Below are 22,307 nucleotides of genomic sequence, written 5' to 3' on the forward strand. Positions count from 1 at the left end.
TCATAGTAGGTTATCATAAGCCGTTTCCACTATCATTAGCAGAGTAACTATGCCTATTACATCGAAATACAGTGACGAAAAAGTCGAAACCATGTTAGCTGAAATAGCTACAGTCCTTGAAAAACACCAATCGACTCCAGAACTGAGCTTGATGTTGGTTGGCAATATCGCGACAAACGTTCTTAACCAGAACGTGGCAAAGGGACAAAGGAAGGCCATCGCCAAAACTTTTTCAGATGCATTAATCGCATCTGTTGAAGACTAACAACTAATAACAAGAACGAACATTCATGGTAGATAGCGGTAATTCTTACGCAGAACGAGTATCAAGGCTTGTCAGCTGGGGACATTGGTTTAGTTTTTTCAATGTCATCGTTGCAATGCTCATTGGTACGCGATACATAGCTGAATCCCCTTGGCCAGAAACCCTACTTGGGCAACTGTACTTATTCTCATCTTGGGTAGGCCATTTTGGCTTCTTGGTATTTGGACTCTATGTACTCTGCCTGTTCCCTATAACCTTTGTTGTCCCGAACTTTAAACTGTTCAGGATAGTAGGTGTGCTCGCGAGCACAGTTGGGCTGACCGTTTTGTTACTTGATACACAAGCGTATCAAGAGCTTAACCTGCATCTAAACCCTATCGTTTGGGAGCTGCTGTTAAGTGATGATAAGAATGCCATTAATGCAAAATGGCAAACGCTGTTCGTTCTTGTACCCATCATTTTCTTTGTGCAACTCGCTCTAGCTGAGTGGGTGTGGCGCAAACAAAGAAAACTGTCACATAAACGCATTGGCCGCCCTATTGCTGTTGTGTTCTTTGTGAGCTTTATTTTCAGTCACTTAGTCTATATCTGGGCTGACGCTACCTTCTACAATCCAATTACTAATCAACGTGCTAACTTCCCGTTGTCGTACCCAATGACGGCTAAAACCTTTTTAGAACGCCAAGGCTGGTTCGATAGAGAAGAATATCAGCAGCGTGTTGAGCGCGGTGAAGCAAATACCGAAGTACTTACTTACCCTCTAGAAACCTTGAAGGTAAGTAAGAGTAAGAGTAAGAACTACAATCTTATGATGATTGTGGTTGAAGATTTACGCTCAGACAGCATGACTCCTGAAACCATGCCAGCACTGAGTGAATTTGCCACTCAGAACCAAAACTTCAGCCATCATTACAGCTCTGGTAACGACAATTACGCCTCGTTTGGTTTATTTTATGGTATCCCTGCGACATATTCCGCCAATGTTCGTCATCACGAGACTCAACCCTTATTCGTAGAGCAACTTCAGTATCGTAACTACGATATGGCTTTCTTTAGTGGCAACGACTTCTCATCGAATATCTATGACGATGTTATCTTAAGCGGTTTAGACGATAACCTTACTGAACAGATCAGCAAGTCGGATAAAGCCGCTGTGGCCAACTGGCAACAGTGGCTTGATAACGAAGGTAACAAAAACTGGTTTAGCCTTCTTCATCTCACACAGATGCAACAGTTTGAAGATCACGTAAGTGATGTCTCTGGAAAAAATGCAGAGGCAGTGCTACGCCAGGCTTACAACACCACCGCTAGCAAAATTGACACCTCAATCGAACAGGTACTTACTGCGCTGCAAGATAAAGAATTACTAAACAACACTATTGTCGTGATTACTTCAGATCATGGCTGGGAATTTAACGAAACCAACACCAACAGTTGGGGTTCAAACAGTAATTACAGCAAGTATCAGTTGCAGGTACCAATGGTGATACATTGGCCAAATAAACGCGCAAAAGAATGGACGCATGTATCAAGCCACTTTGATTTGTCAGTAACTTTGATGCAAGATCTACTTGGTGTAACGTCCAACCCAGCAGATTTCAGTAGCGGTCAAAACTTGTTTAATGACAAAAAACGCCGTTGGACGATGGCTGGAGACGCTCGTGAATTTGCATTGATTTCTCCTAATGAAATTACTGTCTTAGACCGCTATGGCAACTACAAAGTGTTTGACCACAATTACCGTAGACAACGTGATGTAAAACCAAAACTGTCCGTTATTATGCAGGGTTTGTCAGAAACTAAGCGTTTCTACGAACAGCAATAACTCGGACTGTAGCGCAGCTTGGTAGCGCATCCGCCTGGGGGGCGGAGGGTCGCAGGTTCAAATCCTGTCAGTCCGACCAACCTTATAAAAGGCTCTAAACAGAGATTAACTGTTTAGGGCCTTTTTACTTATCACTCCATACCAATAAATCATCGATTGGCATCAATTGGTCACTAGATATCGGCAATGTCTTGCTATTGTTTCCGTTCTGAATTTTTGGACGCACAATAATGGCTAAACAGCGCGGCTTCACTCTCATAGAACTTGTAGTAGTCATTGTCATCGTTGGTATCCTTGCGGTAACGGCAGCGCCTCGCTTTCTTAATCTACAACGCGATGCACGTATATCTACCATCATGAGCGTCAAAGCAGCCATGCATGAGGCAGCAGGTTTAGCTTACACCAAAGCGGCTATCGAAGGCGTAGAAGGGCCGCCCGCTCTTCTGCCGACGGTAATGATAATGATGGAGATCCTGTACTGACTAATCTTGGTTATCTAGAATTAAAATATGGCTATCCAGAAGCCATGTTATCCACTGACGAAAAATTTGATAGCGAAACTAATAGCATTCCTCGCTTAGGAATTATCGAACTAACTACAATTGACCAAGATGAACTTGATATTTGTTACAGCGAAACCTGTAAGTCTGAAAGTAATACGAGCAGTTATGTTCACGTAGGATACAACATGACCGACGAAGCAAATATCGACTCTAGGTGTTATGTTCGATATATCGAAGCCGAAGGCACAAGCAATACCGACAGTAAAGCATATCTAATCACAACAGAAACTGCCGGCTGTTAAGAGTTTTGCCACTTCTGATTAAAAAGCAATCAAACGATTCTCCATAGACTTTACAACTCAGCAAAAGCTTTATATTATAGCGCCCACACGGAGAGATGGCTGAGTGGTCGAAAGCACCGGTCTTGAAAACCGGCAACCGTTAATAGCGGTTCTAGGGTTCAAATCCCTATCTCTCCGCCACATTTAAAGCCCTGATTTATCAGGGCTTTTTCCATTTCTGAATCCCTGAAAACGCTCTGGTGAGTCAATCAGGTGAGTCAATGTATCTATTCAAAAACCGCTTCAGCGTCTATTTCGTGCGAGTCTGCACGCCAAAAGCCCTTGTTAAGCAAGGCTTCCCGTTCGATTTTAAATTCAGCCTAAGAACAAAGTCGCGATCCGTAGCAATCAGGCGCAGCCACCCCCTGATTATGCAGATTCAAAAATCCCTAGATAATATCGACTCTGCTAGGGATTGTGTTAGAGAAACTAAAGCAGAAATCACTCGGGCCATTGAAGTGCTAAGAAATGCGTTCAATGACTCGGGAATTGATATAAATTCTGTTCCGTTGGCAACAGAATCTACCCCCTCGTCAAGTACCAAAGCCCGACAAAATTACGCTCAAGGCTTTCAGTGGCAAAAAGAATTCATTGATACAAAGCGAAAATCAAAAGTTACTCACTTGACGGTTCATCAGTTGGACACTAGAACCACCTATTTCCTCAATTACTTTAAAACTAAGAAAACGCCAATAGATAAAATCAGTGCCTCTGTTTTACTGGATTATGGGAATCACCTTCAAAGTTGGGATAAGAGCGCAAAAACGAAAAAAGACTACTGGTCAGCGGCAAAGCAATTCATTAAATGGCTGACACAAAAAGAACGGCTCCTCCGTAACCCATTTGAAGGCTTAACCATGACATTTCGCTCAGAAAAATTCGCTTCTGAACAAAGAGAGAAATGGTCAAAAAAACAAATACACAACCTACTCTCATCCCATCTTTTTCGAGAAGCCTCTCCTTCGTTGAAGTGGTCAACGTTACTTTTGATTTATATGGGATTACGGCCTTCGGAAGTCTGTCAGCTCAAGATTAAAGATATTCAACCTAATCAGGGGCTATTCACATTGACTATCACCGACAAGGGAGACTCTCAGAAACTGAAAAACTCGCATTCACTGAGAACTCTTCCTATTCATAAAACGCTCATTGACCTAGGGTTCATTGACTTTGTCAGAAAGCAAAAGCAACACAAAAAGCTCCAACTATTTGATTGGAAACCAAGTGGTGCTGACAACGACTGGACAAAGCGCTTTCGCACTCAGTTTGGCAAGATCCAAACTGCTATTAACATGCAATCAGGTGAGCGGCCTACCGCTTACGGGTTACGTCATACATTCATTGATGATCTCAAACAAAAAGGCATCGAAGAGTATCAAGTGGCCGAAGTCGTTGGACATGCAAATCACAATATGACTTATGGACGGTATGGAAAGAAATTAACTATTTTCAAGCTTAGAGGGGTAATAGAGCAATTTTCCCTCGAAGAATTCTCACCAGAAACACAAACGTAATAGGTCGCGTTTTTTTTCTGTAGATACACCGTAATTTAATCAATTTAGTTGGCTTACCCCGCTCCGAAGCAGCAACACAAGGTTGCTGCAAATGGAGTATATACTCATGAGTAAGCCTGTTTCACAACTAGAAAACTACACAGCAATCTTGCTAGATAGCTACGCTCGTTGTTTATCTGAGTCAACGTATGCAGGGTACAAATCATCCCTACGTAAAGTATGTCAAGAAATTGAAGAAAACTACGACTTTGATTCTCTCAAATATAGCGACGTAATCTCTATGATCACAAAATGGCAAGACGAATACGCACATCACACGATTAACAACAGATTGATAGTCTTACGAAACCTTACCAAAATGGCTTATGAGGATGGCTATTTGTCAAAAGACCCTTGCCTCAAAATCACAAACTTGAAAGTTGACGTAGCCGTTGAGGAAAAAGAGCCGTTCTCCAAGGCAGACTTCCAAACTATGAAAGCGACAGATACTAAGCAACCATCGGGAAAAGCTTTAGCACTTTTAGGGGGCTTGTTAGGTTTACGCATGGAAGAAATTGTAGCCTTGTGTTGGAGTGACATTGATTTTAAGAACCGAAAACTGACCATTCGAAGAGCACGTGCCTTGAAGCGGTTTACAGTTCCTAAGACAAAGCAATCAAAGCGAACTCTAGACTTATTTGACGAGCCAATGGAGCTTCTTCTGGATCAATTTCAAAGAACCGGAAACCAACCTCCTACACCGGTTAAAATTCGAGGTTCTAGCTTTAAATCACAGTCTACTCACCAATTTCGTCCGGTATTTATCGATGATTTAACAGGTAAACCTTTCATGAATAGCAAGGACTATGCATATCGATTTTTCACTGCATTTCTAAAATCTGCTCAACTCAAACACAGTGGTCCGTCACAACTGAGACACTCATTTGCATCCATTGCAATCAGTGGAGGAGTTCCAGTGAAGTTAGTTTCTGTGGTGATGGGACACGCAGATACCAAAGTAACAGAGATGCATTATGCGAAGTGGTTGCCCATTTCAGATGAAGATACTCGGACTCAGTTAAGCAAAGCATTAGCATTTGATGCTGATACCATCAATGAGCCTGACACAATAGTTCCCTTGCCAAAGCCTGCACCAGTCGGCTTCCTACCGTTTGCAATCAACGCTTTTATAAACAAATTTAATCGTAAATCTGCCCCCACCCATACTTTTGAGGCGTAGGTGCTCCGCAAAACAAAGAGCAAATTAGGGTATTGTACCTAGCTTGCTCTTTCTATAGCTGGAGCAGGTTCTCTAACTGTCCGCTCAAGCTCTTCTCTGCCCCAAGTGTAATCTAAAAAATACTGGAACAAATTATCTTTCTCGTTGTATACCGTCATAAACCAGTAATCACCACTGCTAGGATCATCTAGTGTCATACGACAGTAACCTGATGCTGTCTAGTTTTTGGAATACTCGTAAATCCTGTCATCAGGTGATGTGATGGACGCACCTCCCTTCTAACATCGTTGTACCATACTAAAGGCACTGCAATTATCGGGGGACTTTCGCTGGGATTCGTTCCTGATACGGTAGGAGTTACGTGATAGCACCCTTGCTTATCACATCACCAATAAGGACATTACTATGGATAATCGTAACTCAACTAATCCAACCGAGATTGACTTTAGTCAGGCAACTCTTATGCGAGTGCGTGTGAAAACAATACGTCAATATGAATACCAATACATCCCTGAACTTCTTGTCAGTTGTATCGATTCATTGCAACAATCGACGAGATTCATGAATTTTGGCTTAGCCGATGTAGAGAGCGTTTCTATAGCCCTGTACAAACAAGGTGAAACTGAATGGTGGACACTAATGGACGTAGAGGTACATAACGAACATGAATGTGACTTCGTGTTTTTGTTTTGTAAAAGTGAAAGACAGATTCACTAGATGAGTAGGAAAGCCTACCAATAAGCGTTCTATTAGCCTTTTCTCGAAGCCGGATATCGGGTACTCCGATATTCCGGCAATGACGGTTTTGTCTAACTCAAATTCCGTCATTGCCGAAATTTGGGCTGCCTTAAAATCTTCTCGCCACATAAATGTGACTCAAAAATTTTCCCGCTTCGCTCGCTGTGTCAGGGTATCTGACACAGCGAGCGCCTAGAGCACACCGGCCCTCTCACGCTATCGCGCACAAACAGCCCGCAACAACATAATGCAAAAAAACGAAAATCATCTAAGGACGATTTTCGTTGTGTCTATCGTAGGTACACCAGTGTAATGGACCGTCTGAAGTGTCCCAACTCTTGAGATACCGCTTCTAGTGCGTCATTGTAGTCGTGATGCCATTTCAGTTCTTCCATACGTCTCTGGGCAAAGCTATGACGTAAGCCGTGCGCGCCATGACTCCAGCCAAGTCCTACATTGGATGCGCGTGAAAACGACTGGCTCCAACTTTGACCACCGCCCACATCATAATAAGACTTGTACACAACCGTACGGTCTTTCACACGTCTGGGCTTATCAAGGCGTCTTGCTTCTAGTGAAGCCGCCAACTCATTCGGTATAGCCACCTCCCGCTTTAACCCACCTTTACCCTTCACAACATACATCTTATGGTTGTTTTGAAGGTCTAAGCCTGAAAACTTAACCTCTGAGATGGGTCTATCGTCTGGCTCTAGTTCATCACGTCGTCTTAAGGTATACAGTTCATGTGCCCTCAGTCCGCAACTGAGTGCTAGAGATGTCGACAAGGCGTTCTTCTCTCCCTGATGAGACTGAAGTAACTCTACTTGCTCTGGTGAGTACGCTCGTGAAGAAAGCAGCTCTATCTTTTCTGATTTGATGTCTGTGGGCAGCGTTTCATCTTTAGGCATGGCTTTGGTCATCACCAACATCTTATTCGCCACTTCGCGAAACGTATTCAAAGCGCTATTACCCACCAGCACTGAGCGGTCAGTTAGGTATTCGATGGCATCTTGTTTAGTGGCGTGTTTCAATGCCACTCCCTTCTCATTGACATACTCGGCGAACAGCTTAAGCGCTCCAGTATAGTTGCGTGCGGTCCCATCCGATTTTACATCTCCGCGATTTTTCAGCTGATAGACCACATTGATGGCCTGCTGCTTTTGTTTTTCCTCGGGCGTGCGATTCTTTTTGGCTTGGTAGCCCTTATTGTTCTTCGTCTTTTTTTTCATGTTTTTTTCTCCATCGATAGACGGTAGAGCGTGCACATTCAACGCCCTGCGCCTGTAACCAAAAATGAAGTTCAGTCACGCTTGCGCCCACTTTAATCAGTGACCTCAACTGAAACGCATACTTGTCCAGTTTTGATATATGCACTAACGTCTTATGACGAATGGTTTTGGCTTTACGTACTTCGATAAGCTCTTCCTTCGCGTCTCCAAACTCTAATTTTCCTCGTCTTCGTACTTTGTAAAGCTCATCCAGCGTTAATTTCTTCGCCATCACTTCTACCTCTTTTGTCGTTGCAAGCCTTCACACCCACTCGTGCAATTGATGACTCACTACTCTCCGACTTCTCATGAAAGTAGCGTTAACGCCAACGTGCTGGATAAGCACAATTAACCTTCAGGTGGTTTATTCCATTTGTATGCGACAAATACGCCAATTTATACAGTTCTGTTCTGTTGCTTATCGGGTGTTCTGCTTCCCCTATGCCGAGGTATTCCACTACAGCGAGAAGCGATGATTCCGTGCTCATTACACACCTCATGTGGCCTGTTGAGTTCAGGTCAAAGCGGGTTCCTGATGTCAGTCTGGGCTTTGAAGTTCATGATTGTCTGCTCATGACACAGTCCCTGGTTACCTGTAGGGTCCAGTTAGTTTTGGAAGACATTTCCAAAAAAGTGATACAGCGAGTCTGACGTGAGTCAGGGCTGTCTTTGAGTGATGTTGTCACCATAAAGTGCATATCTGCGCATGAGGGGGGTTCCCTCTTTTAATCCGCCCGTTCTTCAACGAGGTTGCTTGTGATATGCCATCGAATCCGCATTCAAAACGATGTGATGTTTTTTAAGTGGTTTAACTCGAGAAAGCATTTAATGGCTGTGGGATAACGAAGTTGAAGTATTCGAGCGAGGGAAATATCGAACGAAAAAAAATAGAGGAAAGTCCCCTCTAGGCTATTTCGCTGGGAAAAGGGTTTGATAGGTTAAACACAGTTGCAGCGAAACCCATTCAATAGTTTGAACAGAGGAAGTCATTATGAACACAACAACCATTCTTATCCTCCTATCTGACCTGAGTCAGATTGAAGGACATCCTGTGATGCTGCTGCCAGCATCAACACCGAACGATAAGCAGCCAGAGAGCCTGTGCGACGTGCTATTAAACAGTGCCAACACCATGAATAAACCCCTGATTGCGTTAGACGAAGCCAACAATGCTCTGTGGCTCAAGAACAATGGATTCAATGAAAAATGGAGACTTGTTGTCATAACTATAGAGATTTCTCATATAGACATGAGCTATCGAGTGTTTGGGCTATGGAAGTTAGACGTTGTGGAGTCACGCAAGCAGCCTAAATAAAGAACATGAAGCACTCACACGATTGAGTGAGCGCTTCATGTTCCATATACGGAGCATGCAATGACGATTGGGAGGGCTCTTTAAATTTAGCTTCAGTGAGCACTGAAGCTATGAAACACATAATTGGGCAAACATGTCTGAGTATCAATAAATGGGAACCCTAGAAATCTGGGTTCCTTTCAACTAACAATCAATACTTTCAGAAAGCAGCAATGCATCTTCTAATTCAACACCAAGGTAACGGATCGTGTTGTCTACCTTTGTATGCCCGAGTAAAAGCTGCACCGCTCTGATATTTTTAGTTTTTGCATAAACTAAAGTTGCTTTGGTTCGCCTCATCGAGTGTGTGCCATACAGATTTGGATCTAATCCAAGATTTAATGCCCACCTTCTGACAAGGCATCTATAGTAAGAATAACTAATCGGTTTCTGCTTTCGTCTTTGGCTTGGAAACAGAAAGTCATTTGAATTTAGAGATGCAAGCACAATCCACTTCATTAGACTTTGTTGTGTTCTTGTAGTTATTTCAAACTGAACTTCAGTGTTTGTTTTTTGCTGTATGTGCTTTACACGGTTAAATATTCTATCTTGAGAAGATACATCGCAAACTTTAAGTGGAAGCAGGTCACTAGCCCTGAGCTTGCTATCGATAGCTAAGTTTAATAATGCAAGTTGCATCAAATTATTTTCTATCTCAAGTCTGGTTCTGATTCCCCATACTTCTTCAAGCCGAAAAGGTTTTTTTACACCACTTCGTTTTACCTTGTTAAAAATTATCATAATGGCCTCCATATTTAATTGGCCATCACGATTGTAGTTAGAGAGAAATGGACAATTCCGTATTGGACACTTTAATAATTTAGAAGAGAACGAATAATATGAGGTATGGAAAAATAACGTTTGAGCTCAAGGGTGGCACAAAAAGTTGTGCCGAACGCTGCGAGGCTTTTACGCGTCCCCTAAAGCGAATAGTTAGTGCGTTGCGACCTATTCACGGGAGTTACTACTGATACAATGGGCTGGCGATAATGTAATTTTAGCGCTTGGGCCAGTGACTAGATCTCAATCGGCGAATAGCGCCGTTGAGCCTTCGGGCCACCTCCAAAAAAGGTTTTATGCTAGAAATAATACATCGGAGTCAGTTGTATACCGGTGCCAAATTCAGGGGGGTGGTAAGCGGCTGTATCGAAGGACTAGTTGTTCCCCCCTACTCAATGACTTAGTACTCGCTAAACCTCGGACATCAAACAACCACTACCGGCGGAGTACCGCAACCCATCGGCCCAAGTTTAATAAGCTGGTCAACGAGGCTGCGACATAAGTCAGTGCCGCCGCCTTGAGAATTTTCTCCGCATGCTCTAGATCACCATCATGCAGGTAGCCGCCTTTCTGTAGAATCGGCAGAGCCTTACCGTAACTAGCATCGAACTCAACTGGAAGAGTTAACAAGTGCACCATGGTACTTAGTGCCATTGAAAAAATACCAATCACTATCGTTATCGCTCCCGCTTGCGGCAAGCGGGTTAGCAGTAGAACAAGTGGAGCAGCCACTAACATCATTCCGGCAATACGCTCGCCAATCATGGCAGTCTTTACGAGCTTCTGCCGCGCTAGGAATAAGGGCTCTCCACGTGAATCCTGAATGGCATGCCCCACTTCATGAGCAGCCACAGTCACTGCTGTTAGTGAGTATCCTGAGTAGTTATCCGGGGTCAGCCGCACAGCCTTAGCCACTGGGTCATAGTGATCACCGGCAGAGGTTTCCTCTACATCGACATTACCCAAGCCGAAGCTGTCCAACAAGTGGCGAGCAAGCTCACCACCATTTCCCTGCTTGCGGTAGCGATCAGCCGGTTGTTTGTACTTTTCCATCACATGCTTGACCCACAGGCCTGGCAGGAAGACGCATATCGCGATTATGAGTAATATTACTATCCAAAACATTTAAATCAGTATGCCATGAGGAATTGTGTGATTACTAAGCATTATACGCATAAAAATGAGCAGCAGATGCTTGCCGATAATAAGCTGACTCGATTATGGACAAAACCTTCTTAGAGCAATCACTTAAATTAGAAAAAAGCTGAGAACTTTTGGTATTTAAAAGTCACTTAATAAAGCGTTCACCATTACTGCTACGAACCAGAAACGCAGGGCCTATATCGGTGATGCTAGAGACTGGGGTTAGCTTTACCGGATTAGCAACCCCCGCTAGAGGTACGCATCCCATAGTAACTTCAATGCGATTAGAATTGACATTAAAATCACAAGTGGCTTTATCCAACGTTGTCCCCGCTTTACCACAACCTTTGCGCCAAACTGAGCTCCAATAAATCCACCCACCGCCATTGTTAATCCAATTTTCCATATGGGAAGGCCTGCTAGGATAAAAACGACTAGAGCAATGAAGTTTGCTGTAAAGTTGAGGACTTTTGTTCGTGCCGTAGCATTAACTAGGCAAAGACCACCAAAGGAAACAAATAGAAAGGTAAAAATTGAACCCGTACCCGGACCAAAAAAACCGCAATAGAAACCAACGCCCCCGCCAATGAAAAATGAAAGCATTGCTTCAGAGTTCGACTCTTGGCTGTGATTAGGCATTGAACTAGGTAATAGAAAAAAGTAAATCGAAATGGCTATGAGTAAAAGAGGGATTAAGTTAGTTAGCACCTCTGGGGCAATATACTGGGCCAGTGTGGCTCCTAATGCAGACCCTGCTATGGTACAAACAATCGCTAGCTTCATTTTTCTCAGGTCAACGATGCCATTCCGGACAAAATACCAACTAGCTGAAAAACTGCTAAACGATCCTTGAAGCTTGTTGGTCGCTAGAGCTTCGAGAGGTGGCAACCCAGCTGCCAACAATGCAGGTAGGGTGAGCAAACCACCGCCACCTGCCATTGCATCAATAAAGCCTGCTGCTGCTGCAACCGCAAAAAGTGCTAACAGAATCTCTAATGAAATTTCCATAATCGAGCGATAGAGACTGCATAATGCAGACTTTATTTTTCTCCTGATGCATTTTAGTGAAAGTCACATTGCCTGATTCAGATCTATTTCTTCCGTAAAAGCCAACTAGATATTCAACTTGGCTTCCAAGTGAATCTGAAATGACTTTTTTACGTGATTTCGGGCTGCGGTGGCCGCACTTTCACCATCACGTGATTTAATTGCCTCAACTAACTGTCTGTGCTCTTCGATTAACGCTTCCGGCCTACCATCTGGAATGTATTTTGTGCCGCGGAGTAACGCCATCGAGTCTGAAAGTGACTGAAATACTTTAGTCAAAAATCGATTGTGCGCTGCATTGTAAATGGCGTTATGTAACTCCCAGTTAATCTGGTTGAGTGCTCTAGGGTCGTCTTTCACTTTCTCGCTTTGCTGAAGAATGTATTCCATCGTGGCAAGTTCTGATTCTGATGCGAACTGAGCTGCAAACTTTGCTGCGACAGATTCCAGTTCTTGTCGCAATGCATAAAGTTCGGCAACTTCTTGATGATCGAGCTCAGCAACTATCGCTCCTCGTTGAGGTTCAACAATGAGGCGACCTTCAGACTGTAAACGGCGAAACGCTTCTCTAACTGGAGTGCGACTTACGTTTAATGAGTTACATATCTCAGATTCCCGAACCCGCTCTCCTGGGTGATAGTGGCCTTCCCTAATTTCACTAAGCACGTAGTGATACACTGTCTCACTAAGAGAGCCCCCCTTAATCAATGAATCGTTAGCACCTTTACCATTCGCTACTTCATTCATATTTGTTTCCTTGTTAGCCCTGTCCTTTTAAGTCTTATTGTACACATGTCGCGCTTGAGCTCTAATACTTGTAGCTGATAAATTCACAACATGCATGGACTCTACGCTTATCGGTTAATTCTTGCACACTAAGTACCGCTTAACAAAGCACCTGTAAATATATGGTGAGGTAGTTCTGCTACGACGTAGTTCCAAATAAGACAAGACTTGCTTATCCCTGTTGTAGTAGTTCTGCAATATCTATGATGTAGCGTTGTCTGATGTTTTCATGTACAGAGTCCATACATACTTTGGTGTAGCAAGGGCTAAATCGAGGGTGCAAGTCACAGCGGTTGTGTTTGCCCAAATCTGGGGATGTATAGAAGCTCCCTATATTATAACGAATGTCTTTTTCTGCATCGTAAATGATCAGGAAACGCTCATTAGTTTCGGCATCTGGATAAGTATCGCTTAATAGCCAGCGGTCATCGTCTGAATAGCTCATGTGACCATTTTCAGTGAGACACTCTCGACCAACGACTGTAGCTTCAACAGTCAAATCATCATACAAATGATAATGGATGCTGCCATTATGAGGCCCCCAAACCATGATAGAAATGTCATTGCGCCATACCGGATGTGATATTTGATACTCAGACTTCTCATAATCAAATGTACCGACAGAATGAATGTCAAAATCATCTGCTAACTGAGGCAGTGGGTGATCCGTACATTCCAATAATCTCAAATCAGAGCCATCAGGGTTAACGGAAAACAAGCGGTGGAGAAAACAAGTTTCATCTTCGACTCGTTCTGTCCAACGGTGTAGGAATAGTAGACGGCTAGAACCAGGATTAATTTCAAGGTGAGTCACCCAGTGGATAGCTTTTTCCATTGACGGTACGTGGTTGAATTCTTTTAACTGCTGTAAGTTAACAATCAAATGTGACTCACCCGTTTCGATATCCATGTAATGAATGCCATCATCGGCTGGTGCCAGTTCAAGCTCAGGTTCGTTATCCGTTGCACGGTAACCTATCGTTTTGTGAGTGACTTCGAAGCGTGAGTAGTTTACACACAGCGCGTATTTGCTGTTTGGTGCGACAACGTAAACGGGCAATGGCAACGCTCTCTCCTCACCCGTTTCTACATTGTAAATCTTTGAGCAAAAGTCAGGATAAATGGTTCCTTCGCCATTGGTTGAGCGAACGTTATAGATGATTTCACGCTCTTCTTTACCTTCAAGCCATTGTAATTGGCAGCCCATTTGCCAGTTCCAAGTGGTGGTCTCACCAATTGCATGGTATTCATCGTTGTTATCTAAGTCAAAGTAGCCAACCTGAGCAATTTCTGAGCCATTTAGATCTTTTGTCAGCATCTCCACACGATTGGACAAAAAGTAGCGCCCACTACGATCCCAGACGTTCTTGTTGTAATATCCGAAGAAATAATGCTTATCGCCATTGCCGACTCTACGTACCGGGCATGGAAAGTTAACCGCTGGTATATCACTCATATTTTACTCTCTTATTGTAAATTCTATTTTGTATTTCTATAAAGGCTTCTAAGAGCTTATTACTCAAGCGCTTTTGTGGCGTTTCGATGTTGTTTTATTCCCTGGTATAGTGAGTAAACACACAGCATAATAATGATAATGGAGATAGGTCTAGTCACCATCTGGGTCGCAAATGCACCAACATCGTTGTGTACTAGTGCCAGTGAACGGGCAAGCTCACCTTCTGCCATAGTGCCCAGCACTAAGCCAAGTACCATAGGTGCTCGAGGAATATGCATGATCTGCATTAAGAAGCCTACTCCACCTACAAACAGCATAATGTAGATATCTTCTATGGCTCCTCGAATGGAGTACGAACCTACAACTGCAAGTGCTAAGATTGCAGCTGCAAGGATTGAATGTGGCAAATGGATAACTCGCGAACAATATTTGGCGACAAACAAGCCGACAGGCACAAACAGCAAGTTGGCAACAAAAAGACTTAAGATAAACCCATAAGTGATGTCTGCGTTAATAGTGAACAATTCAGCGCCAGGCCGAAGGCCATGGATCATCAACCCACCTAGTAAAACCGCAGTAACTGGATTACCTGGAATACCAAGTGTAAGAAGTGGAATCAAGGTACCGCCAGTCACAGCATTGTTGGCTGTTTCACTAGCAACTAATCCTTCAGATGAGCCCTTACCAAATTTCTCAGGTGTTTTGGAGGCACGTTTTGCTGCATCGTAGGACAAAATCCCCCCAACACTACATCCAACCCCAGGGATAATACCGACAATAACCCCGATGATGCTTGAACGAACCAAGTTAAACTTTTGTTTTAGCATCTCAGGCAAGTATGCAAATGGATTACGTTTACCCATAGAGCTTTGCATCGATGACTGATGCTTACGGCGCGCAATAATGTTGATCACCTCTGGAATGGAATAGAGGCCTATTAGTGACACGATGAGTGGAATACCGTCATATAAAGCAGGAGAGTCAAACGTAAAGCGCATTTCACCAGTTAGTGGGTGGACACCAACGGTTGCCATAAGCAAACCACACGCACCAGCAATCAAGCCTTTTTCGATTGCGCCAGCAGAAAGAGAGGCGATAACTGTAATACCAAAAACTGCTAGTAAAAAGTATTCGGTTGGTCCAAACATCAGTGACAGCTCCGCTAACGATGGAGCGATAAGCAGAAGCGCTCCAACGCTAACAAAGCCACCAATACAGGAAGCAAATGTGGCGAGAGCCAATGCCCGTGTTGATTGGCCACTTTTTGACATTGGGTGCCCGTCGAGCAGTGTTGCCACCGCAGCAGATGTACCCGGAATGTTGAGTAGTATTGCACTGATTGCCCCACTGTAGGTGGAAGCAACATAGATACCTCCCAACATGCCCAAACCTACCTGCGGCGGCATTGAAAATGTAACGGGAATCAAAAGTGCAACAGCCATTGTACTGGTTAGTCCCGGTAATAGACCGATCATTACACCGCCTATCACGCCAACAGCGATCGCTGCCAACATATAGACATCCATTAAGGCTCCGAAGCCTAACATTAAGTTATCAAACATAGTCGTGCCCAAAATTTAGTAGAAAAATAGGCTTTCTGGCCTACTGACAGAGAGAAGTTCGAAGAACACAAAGTGCAATCCTGCACTGAGCCCTAGTGCAATAAGAAGTACTGGAACAATTTTTCGATAGCCAAGAGTCCAGATCGCGATGCCAAGAAACAGTACTGTAGCAATTTCATAATTAACCAATCGAAGTGTCACAGAGTAGGCAATGATGCCAACGAATACTCCAATCGCCGATTTGATCTGAATGACTTCTTCACCAGAAAATCGTGATTGCTCTGGGCTATGGTCTGATGTTGGCTTGCTTCTTCTCAAAAGTAGCAACGTCGATAAAGCTAAGATTGCAACGCTAAGGGAAATAGGAAAATAAGACGACTCAAATGAGTATTGTTTAGTTGCAATAATTACCATTGTGGCAATAAATACACCACCGAATGCTGTGAGCTTATCCCGGCTAAGTGTCGGCATTTAGGTCTCCTAGAACTGCAGGTTTTTGGGGATTTTGGGGGTTATCTGGTCGGCCAATTAAGGTAATACTTTGGTTAACCAGATAACGTTTAAGTGATTATTTGAGTAGGTCTATGTACTGCTCTACAGAAGCTGCTGTTTTCGCTAAGTACTCATCAAAGTCTTGAGCGCTCATGTAGTTCAGTGGCATACCCACTTCTTCCGCATAAGATAGGAACTCTTTGTCTTCCATTACTTTCTTAAATGCAAGCTCAAGAGATTTCTTTCTTGCCTCTGGAGTGCCTTTTGGTACAGCGACTCCTCGCATTGACGCGCCTACAGCAGGAACTTCAATACCAGTGACCTCTTTAACTGTAGGGACATTTGGTAGGTAAGCGAAGCGCTCATCTGCAAATACCGCCAGAACTTTCAAACGGCCATTGCGAGCATGATTTGCTACAGAAGTTGCTGAAGGGATAGATGCATCTACCTGATTACCTAGGGTTGCCGTTACTGCTGGACCAGAACCACTGAACGCAACAAAGTTAAATTCAGCACCTAGTTTTTTCTGTGCGATAACCAATTGAAGTTGGTTGTTAGATTGTGGTCCGTCACCACCAATGTTGATCTTGCCAGGGTTTGCTTTTGCGGCAGCTAAGAACTCTTCAAATGAGCTGTACGGGCTGTCTGCGTTTACAGCGAGTACTACTGGATCAATTTGAATGTTCGCAATGGCTTCAAAATCAGAGAATTCATATGGGACCTTGTTTCGTAGCATCTTCACCATGTAGAGCGAAGGTAAATTGATAAAGCCGATTTTGTAACCATCATTCTTTGAGCGAGCTAGGTCAGAAAAACCGATTTGACCGCCTGCTCCAGGTTTATTTTGGATCACAAGACGTTGACCTAAATGTGGTTCAACGTGCTTTGCTATAACTCTAGCTGCAGTATCCGTACCACCACCCGCAGAATATGCAACAACCATTGAAACTGGCTTACGAGGGAAGTTGTCATCAGCAACTGCAACATTTGCTAGGGTCATTGAACCTGCTAATACAGCAGCGATAGATAACCCTGCAAATTTTAGTTTTTTGATCATGTGTCTTTCTCCTTAAATACGTCTAACCAATTCGTTAAGTAATTGATATTCCTTTCTATTACCTGTTTTTTATTTAACATACATTTAACTTTTCTTGATTGTATACATTTGAGAACATTTTATGCAACTAGGATTTTTTGTATCGCGTAAACTTTGAAGGACCGGTCACACAACTACCAATCAATTCGGAATAATGTAAAGAAATACAAATGACCGCCATCAGGGGCAAATTAGGTGCAAGTTATCTGCTTGTCCATTAAAGTGCTTTTTGTTTTGCAATAACAGCCGTGTTCGATTGGATCAAACGTTGTAATTCTTCGTCCGGCAAATTTAGTTTCCCATCACGCTTCAATACTTCACCATTGACCAATACCCATTCCACATTTTCTGGCTCGGCGGTAAAAACTATCTGAGAGGCAATATCATGCGTAGCACCCATATTTGTAGTTTTCGGATTGATGACAATAATGTCAGCTTGCTTCCCTTCTTTGATAGAACCGATCTTATCCTGAAGACCAAGAACTCTTGCACCCCCCTGTGTAGCTAAATATAGAGTGTCTTCAACAGTAGGGAATACTGTCGCGTCTTGATGTTTAACACGTTGCAAACCTGTCGCAGCACGCATTAACGAAAAATAGTTAGAATTGTCATTAACAGCCCCATCCAATCCCAGACCAATCTCAATGCCTTTTTCATGCATCTTTCCAACTGGTGCAATGCCTGATGCCAATCGCATATTACTCATTGGGTTGTATGCAATCTTGGCATTTGCTTTAGCCATCATGTCGATTTCTTCATCATTGACTACAACAGTATGATTGAGTAACAAACTCACTGAGATGGCACCGGATTCAATCAACGATTGTGTCTGTTCTATATCTCTGTCTTTCGCATTTTCAAGATAATGGAGATTCAACTCTGCATTGAGCTCCTTCGACAAGGCTACTACTTTTGTCAGTGTGTCGGTAAAGCTCATAGATAGACGAGATGCCAATTGAAATGTTCCCAGTTCGTCCGCATCAACCACTTCTTTAGTTTTTCTAATATGGTCACTGTAAATTGGGTTCACGTTATAGCTATAGACATAACGCATTCTAGAGTCCTGAAGGGCTGCAACATTTCCATCAACAAAAGGGGGAGTAAAAGCGTGTGACCAATCAACTACAGTGGTTACCCCAGAGGCAATCAAATCAAAGGTGCTAAAACGAACAGCGTTGTAGGCTTCTTCTTCAGAAAAGCGACTGTTAAACACACAAGGAGCTAACCAGTCAGTTACAGTCTTATCGGCACCACATCCTCGGATAGTTGATTGCCATAAATGATTATGCACATCGACAAGACCTGGCATAACAATTTTACCCGAAGCATCAATGATTTGTGCATCATCATATGTAATGTTCTGAGCAATTTTGGCTATCTTTCCATCTTCAATCAAGATGTCCTTGTTCGAAATCAGGCCAGTTTTACCAGCCTCATCTTGTTCCATTGTCATGATAACGGAAGCGTCTTTGATCAAAATTGGTGCAGCTTGCACTACTGGTATGAACATAGTGGCAGGGATAAGTAATTTGCCCAGGGAAAGTTTCATAAATGCCTCAGTTTTAGTTAGATACTTCATCTAAAGCAAATTTAATGCCATCCACCCAACACCTAACCTTTTGTTACAATTGGGTTTGTTAGTAATTATGATGTCTGCCGTACTTGGGTAAGTAATATCTAGATAACTGTGTTAGAAAAAATTGGACAATTGTGAGTTAGGCGTTTCAAACATTAATGATACATCTTAGAGGAGCGATATCCGCAACCTAGAACCAACTCCCCGATAGTTGTCATACGATTAACCGAAAAGTGTAATGGTTAAAGCTGACACTATTAGCCAAAATATCGATATGCAGAGTCTCTTTGTTACAGTCTCATTGTACTTATACCAACCAATCAAAATTGAAAACACAGTCGAGAATCGCCTTAGCGAAGATACAAAAGCAACGTTGCCTATCGAAGCAGCTTGATAAAATGTCAGTAAAGTTAGTAGGTGAGCCAGAGCGGGGACAATTAAAGAAGTAAAGTCACTTAAACTTATAGTCGATGCCTGTATTCTGAGCAGAAAAGGCAAATAATATAAGAACATGACTAAGCATATGTGCGCCGTCCAATTAACAGCTCCAATCTGGCCAGAACCATCTTTATGAATGATTGAGCTAAGTGACCAAAGCAGAACGACACATATCATGCTGTTTACCGCTTTATCTTTTATTATGCTTATTAGGTTTAAACTCTCACCATAAAATATAAAAAAGATCGCAGAAATTATTCCTATGAATCCAAACAAGGAAGGGACTTCATTGTAAAAAACAAAGTTTAAAACTAGCTGGAATACAGGAACAAAGCATAAAAGAGGAATGACTTTGGCTAAGGATCCATTGCGCAAAGCTAAGAGATAAAATGTCATAGCAGCGGCATCAAGCGTGGCAGCCGACAACATCATTATCACTAGATCAACATCGTAGTTCACCTTTTCGATAATGAATATGGAGGATAGACAAATAGGACAAAGAATGAACAACATTACCGCTGTAGATTGTATTGCTGATAGTCTAGATGTCGACTTTTTTAATGAGACATCCTTCACGGTTAAAAAAACAGCAGATAGAAGAGATAATAAAACCCACAAAATAGAGTTCTCTAAGTAAAGAATAGTGGTTCTATGTTCTATTGAAATTCAATGGTGTTAATTAACAATTGTTAATGCGGTTTTTTATTCTTGATAAACTAACAGGGCTTATCCCCATGTAATTAGCGATATCAATACTTGTTAAGTGCTTGACCCAGTGGGGAAAATCACAAACTAAATGTTTATATCTTTCTTCATGCGTATTGAGCAGAAAAAAACTTTCTTTTTTTTCTTTATAAAGCAGTTGCTGTTCTAAGAGCTTAATTTTTATGTTAACCCATTCTTGAGAATTAAGCATACTCATTGGAACTCTAATGAATTCTACTTTAGTTAATGATTCAATTTGATAGCTAGACTCTCGATTCTCTATCCAACTCGAAAAAAGTATGCAAAGGCTTTGTGGGAAATAAAACTCCTTACATCGCTCTACTCCTGAATCGGAATAATGACAGGCCTTCAAGATACCAGAGACCAAATAGAATGCATGGGTCTGCTCTTCGCCTTGACGTAGCAATACACAAGATTCATCGACTAATGAAGTTGAAAACGTAGAAAAGTAACGTTCAGGATGAGCAATACCTAGCCCTTCAAAAAATGAGCATACGGATTCTATATTTGTCATATTACCTACAATATTTCCTTGAATGGTAGGCTTTGCATTACCCTACACGTAAGCCTTTCATACAGAAACGAAAGTTAACCACAATATAGTCTAACTTGTATAGGGGCAGGAATGAGTTAGCGATGAACCCGCCAACTCGAATTTGGACAGAAATAAGTCAATGATTTTACAAAATTCACATTTGAAGGATTATCTCAGATATTGCAAACCCGTACTTGAATAGCCAAATTCACTTTGGCACTGCAAAAAACGCTTATCATTGAATCAATAAAAAATAACTTAATAACTCTTCGGTATTAGCGGAGGAAGTAGGAGCAGCTTGCTAACAGTCTTCAGTAGCAATTAAGACTCTTGATAATTCACCTTCCACTGCAGCCCTTTCATATTGGATATGACATAGAAAACTCTGATCATGCTCACCGTAATCTGCAAATTAAATTCTGGTATTCCAGTTGCCTGAGATATTTAGATCATCTTCTAAAACCCATTCCGTATCATCAAAGCCTTGAACAAACTCTTCTAGTGTTGATGTATTTGACCACATGTAACCAAACGTTATCTTAGTACCGGAGTAACCAATTTCTTCACCATCGAGTTCCGGATTTTGTTCAACATTTCAATGGATATAAACATTCTTGGAGCAAGGTAGAGGAGCATACCTCTTTCACTGAAGCCCCTAAATCCCTAACTATTTTTCGGTGTAATATTGCGCTCTAAAATGGGGCTTGCTAAGGTAACCAATAAGGTGAGTCAATCACAGAGCCCGTCTAAGCTCAGAATAGAATTTAGTTCATCAAAATCAGTGCTTTAAAATCAAATTTGACGGTCTACCTAGGGTTCAAATCCCTATCTCTCCGCCACATTAAATAACAAAAGCCACTGTTTACAGTGGCTTTTGTTATATCTGAAGCAAACTAAGTCTCCAATATGGCTTGACTTAGACAATGTATCTTTTAAAACAGCCTTCGGACTCGTACTACACCTGCATTTGTTTACCTAAATCACTACGTGATCTGGACTCTCCTGGCTTAGTTTCTTAATTCAGCTAGAGACATGTCTGCCCTGTTGTGCTTGATTGTTAAACGATATATTGAGCTTCGCTCATACCTATCCTAGAATGCTTGTACAGCGCTTTGCTCATTGCATAAGTTTTGCCACCTAATAGCAGTTTTATTCGATACATTGTGGCCTCTGATCACGCATTTATGATTGCCCTACCGCTAAATTACAAAGACTCCCTTACTTCCAGAAGGCTGCTACTTTTCTGGCGCAATCAGTAGTATCGTTTGTTTACTTATTCCCGAGAGGATATGACAACGCCTTGTGTCATAAGTACCATCACCTGATATTTCTATGATTTACGACGAGTCGGCTTCAGTAAGGTGGGAATTTGGCATAGGTTATATTAAACAACATCAGCTCTGCGGCTACTATTTCGTGGGTGTTGATATCAACTGCGATAGGCAATTCACACCATACTCTGTGCTCCCTGGCAGTACCATACTTCTTGACTTTCTGTTCTCTCCCGCCATAAACCTTGCAGTATTTCAATGACATGGAGAAAACTCGTTTACCATCAGTGTGGTGGTAATGGCTAGGACGATTATGGATGTAACAAGACCGCTTTGTAGCTTATTGATTTAGTAAAATCTATTTAAGCCTCA

General features: G+C 42.4%; 22 protein-coding genes, 2 tRNA genes and 1 pseudogene. 10 read left to right on the forward strand and 15 right to left on the reverse strand.

The genetic code is table 11. The annotated features are described in order from the left end of the window. Positions 1-49: 49 nt before the first annotated feature. The 8 genes from OCU48_RS09165 (at position 50) to OCU48_RS09200 (ending at position 5,667) form a co-directional block, all read left to right on the forward strand. Positions 50-265 carry a YejL family protein gene (locus OCU48_RS09165; RefSeq protein WP_102334684.1) on the forward strand — a complete coding sequence of 72 codons (216 nt, stop codon included), beginning with the start codon at positions 50-52 and terminating at the stop codon, positions 263-265. 25 nt (positions 266-290) lie between these two features. Further along, positions 291-2,090 carry a DUF3413 domain-containing protein gene (locus tag OCU48_RS09170; RefSeq protein ID WP_141346126.1) on the forward strand — a complete coding sequence of 600 codons (1,800 nt, stop codon included), beginning with the start codon at positions 291-293 and terminating at the stop codon, positions 2,088-2,090. Positions 2,091-2,092: 2 nt separating this feature from the next. Beyond that, positions 2,093-2,169, forward strand: a tRNA-Pro gene (locus tag OCU48_RS09175). Between the two features lie 151 nt (positions 2,170-2,320). Beyond that, positions 2,321-2,572: a prepilin-type N-terminal cleavage/methylation domain-containing protein gene (locus OCU48_RS09180; protein WP_141346125.1), complete on the forward strand. Its 252-nt coding sequence runs from the start codon at positions 2,321-2,323 to the stop codon at positions 2,570-2,572. A gap of 44 nt (positions 2,573-2,616) precedes the next feature. Continuing rightward, the gene (locus tag OCU48_RS09185; RefSeq protein WP_141346124.1) at positions 2,617-2,895 is read left to right on the forward strand and encodes a hypothetical protein; all 279 of its coding nucleotides are present in this window, start codon (positions 2,617-2,619) and stop codon (positions 2,893-2,895) included. Between the two features lie 89 nt (positions 2,896-2,984). Further along, a tRNA-Ser gene (locus tag OCU48_RS09190) sits at positions 2,985-3,075 on the forward strand. A gap of 80 nt (positions 3,076-3,155) precedes the next feature. Continuing rightward, on the forward strand, positions 3,156-4,448 hold the full coding sequence (locus tag OCU48_RS09195) for a site-specific integrase (RefSeq protein ID WP_141346123.1): 1,293 nt from the start codon (positions 3,156-3,158) through the stop codon (positions 4,446-4,448). A gap of 106 nt (positions 4,449-4,554) precedes the next feature. Then, positions 4,555-5,667: a tyrosine-type recombinase/integrase gene (locus OCU48_RS09200; protein ID WP_167496199.1), complete on the forward strand. Its 1,113-nt coding sequence runs from the start codon at positions 4,555-4,557 to the stop codon at positions 5,665-5,667. Between the two features lie 38 nt (positions 5,668-5,705). Here the strand turns inward: OCU48_RS09200 and OCU48_RS09205 are convergent, their stop codons facing one another. Next, positions 5,706-5,864, reverse strand: a complete 159-nt coding sequence (locus tag OCU48_RS09205) for a hypothetical protein (RefSeq protein ID WP_167496198.1) — start codon at positions 5,862-5,864, stop codon at positions 5,706-5,708. Positions 5,865-6,072: 208 nt separating this feature from the next. Here OCU48_RS09205 and OCU48_RS09210 point away from each other — a divergent pair, with 208 nt between their 5' ends. After that, the gene (locus OCU48_RS09210) at positions 6,073-6,384 is read left to right on the forward strand and encodes a hypothetical protein (RefSeq protein WP_141346121.1); all 312 of its coding nucleotides are present in this window, start codon (positions 6,073-6,075) and stop codon (positions 6,382-6,384) included. Positions 6,385-6,695: 311 nt separating this feature from the next. Here the strand turns inward: OCU48_RS09210 and OCU48_RS09215 are convergent, their stop codons facing one another. Together OCU48_RS09215 and OCU48_RS09220 are read right to left on the reverse strand one after the other, a co-directional pair. Beyond that, on the reverse strand, positions 6,696-7,634 hold the full coding sequence (locus OCU48_RS09215) for a tyrosine-type recombinase/integrase (RefSeq protein WP_141346120.1): 939 nt from the start codon (positions 7,632-7,634) through the stop codon (positions 6,696-6,698). Beyond that, entirely contained in the window at positions 7,609-7,905 is a 297-nt protein-coding gene (locus OCU48_RS09220; RefSeq protein ID WP_141345740.1) for a hypothetical protein, read from the reverse strand. The genes OCU48_RS09215 and OCU48_RS09220 overlap by 26 nt, the downstream gene beginning before the upstream one ends. Positions 7,906-8,664: 759 nt before the next feature. On the opposite strand from OCU48_RS09220, the gene OCU48_RS09225 reads away from it, so the two are divergent. Beyond that, positions 8,665-8,988 (forward strand): hypothetical protein, encoded by a 324-nt coding sequence (locus tag OCU48_RS09225; protein WP_141346119.1) that lies wholly within the window; start codon positions 8,665-8,667, stop codon positions 8,986-8,988. 183 nt (positions 8,989-9,171) lie between these two features. Here OCU48_RS09225 and OCU48_RS09230 read toward each other — a convergent pair whose 3' ends face one another. The 12 genes and pseudogenes from OCU48_RS09230 to OCU48_RS09285 form a co-directional block, all read right to left on the reverse strand. Further along, on the reverse strand, positions 9,172-9,768 hold the full coding sequence (locus OCU48_RS09230) for a tyrosine-type recombinase/integrase (RefSeq protein ID WP_141346118.1): 597 nt from the start codon (positions 9,766-9,768) through the stop codon (positions 9,172-9,174). Positions 9,769-10,242: 474 nt separating this feature from the next. Then, a complete protein-coding gene (locus OCU48_RS09235) occupies positions 10,243-10,932 on the reverse strand; it encodes a zinc metallopeptidase (RefSeq protein WP_141346117.1) in 690 nt (229 codons plus the stop codon). Between the two features lie 267 nt (positions 10,933-11,199). Beyond that, entirely contained in the window at positions 11,200-11,958 is a 759-nt protein-coding gene (locus tag OCU48_RS09240) for a TSUP family transporter (RefSeq protein WP_141346116.1), read from the reverse strand. Between the two features lie 105 nt (positions 11,959-12,063). Then, positions 12,064-12,744, reverse strand: a complete 681-nt coding sequence (locus tag OCU48_RS09245) for a GntR family transcriptional regulator (protein WP_208727162.1) — start codon at positions 12,742-12,744, stop codon at positions 12,064-12,066. Between the two features lie 211 nt (positions 12,745-12,955). Next, positions 12,956-14,239, reverse strand: a complete 1,284-nt coding sequence (locus tag OCU48_RS09250) for a hypothetical protein (protein WP_141346115.1) — start codon at positions 14,237-14,239, stop codon at positions 12,956-12,958. A gap of 59 nt (positions 14,240-14,298) precedes the next feature. Next, positions 14,299-15,801 (reverse strand): tripartite tricarboxylate transporter permease, encoded by a 1,503-nt coding sequence (locus OCU48_RS09255; protein WP_141346114.1) that lies wholly within the window; start codon positions 15,799-15,801, stop codon positions 14,299-14,301. Positions 15,802-15,816: 15 nt separating this feature from the next. Beyond that, complete coding sequence (locus OCU48_RS09260) at positions 15,817-16,272, reverse strand: tripartite tricarboxylate transporter TctB family protein (protein WP_141346113.1); 456 nt, start codon at positions 16,270-16,272, stop codon at positions 15,817-15,819. Positions 16,273-16,369: 97 nt separating this feature from the next. Next, positions 16,370-17,350, reverse strand: a complete 981-nt coding sequence (locus OCU48_RS09265; RefSeq protein WP_141346112.1) for a Bug family tripartite tricarboxylate transporter substrate binding protein — start codon at positions 17,348-17,350, stop codon at positions 16,370-16,372. Between the two features lie 256 nt (positions 17,351-17,606). Continuing rightward, positions 17,607-18,938: an amidohydrolase family protein gene (locus OCU48_RS09270; protein ID WP_208727160.1), complete on the reverse strand. Its 1,332-nt coding sequence runs from the start codon at positions 18,936-18,938 to the stop codon at positions 17,607-17,609. Between the two features lie 249 nt (positions 18,939-19,187). After that, on the reverse strand, positions 19,188-19,979 hold the full coding sequence (locus OCU48_RS19720; protein ID WP_371859114.1) for an EamA family transporter: 792 nt from the start codon (positions 19,977-19,979) through the stop codon (positions 19,188-19,190). A 103-nt stretch (positions 19,980-20,082) separates the two neighbouring features. Continuing rightward, on the reverse strand, positions 20,083-20,643 hold the full coding sequence (locus OCU48_RS09280) for a Crp/Fnr family transcriptional regulator (protein WP_141346110.1): 561 nt from the start codon (positions 20,641-20,643) through the stop codon (positions 20,083-20,085). Between the two features lie 1,078 nt (positions 20,644-21,721). After that, positions 21,722-22,182, reverse strand: a pseudogene (locus OCU48_RS09285) (transposase); the annotation flags it as partial. Positions 22,183-22,307: the final 125 nt, after the last annotated feature.

Source organism: Vibrio inusitatus, from assembly GCA_024346935.1.
GTDB classification, from domain to species: domain Bacteria; phylum Pseudomonadota; class Gammaproteobacteria; order Enterobacterales; family Vibrionaceae; genus Vibrio; species Vibrio inusitatus.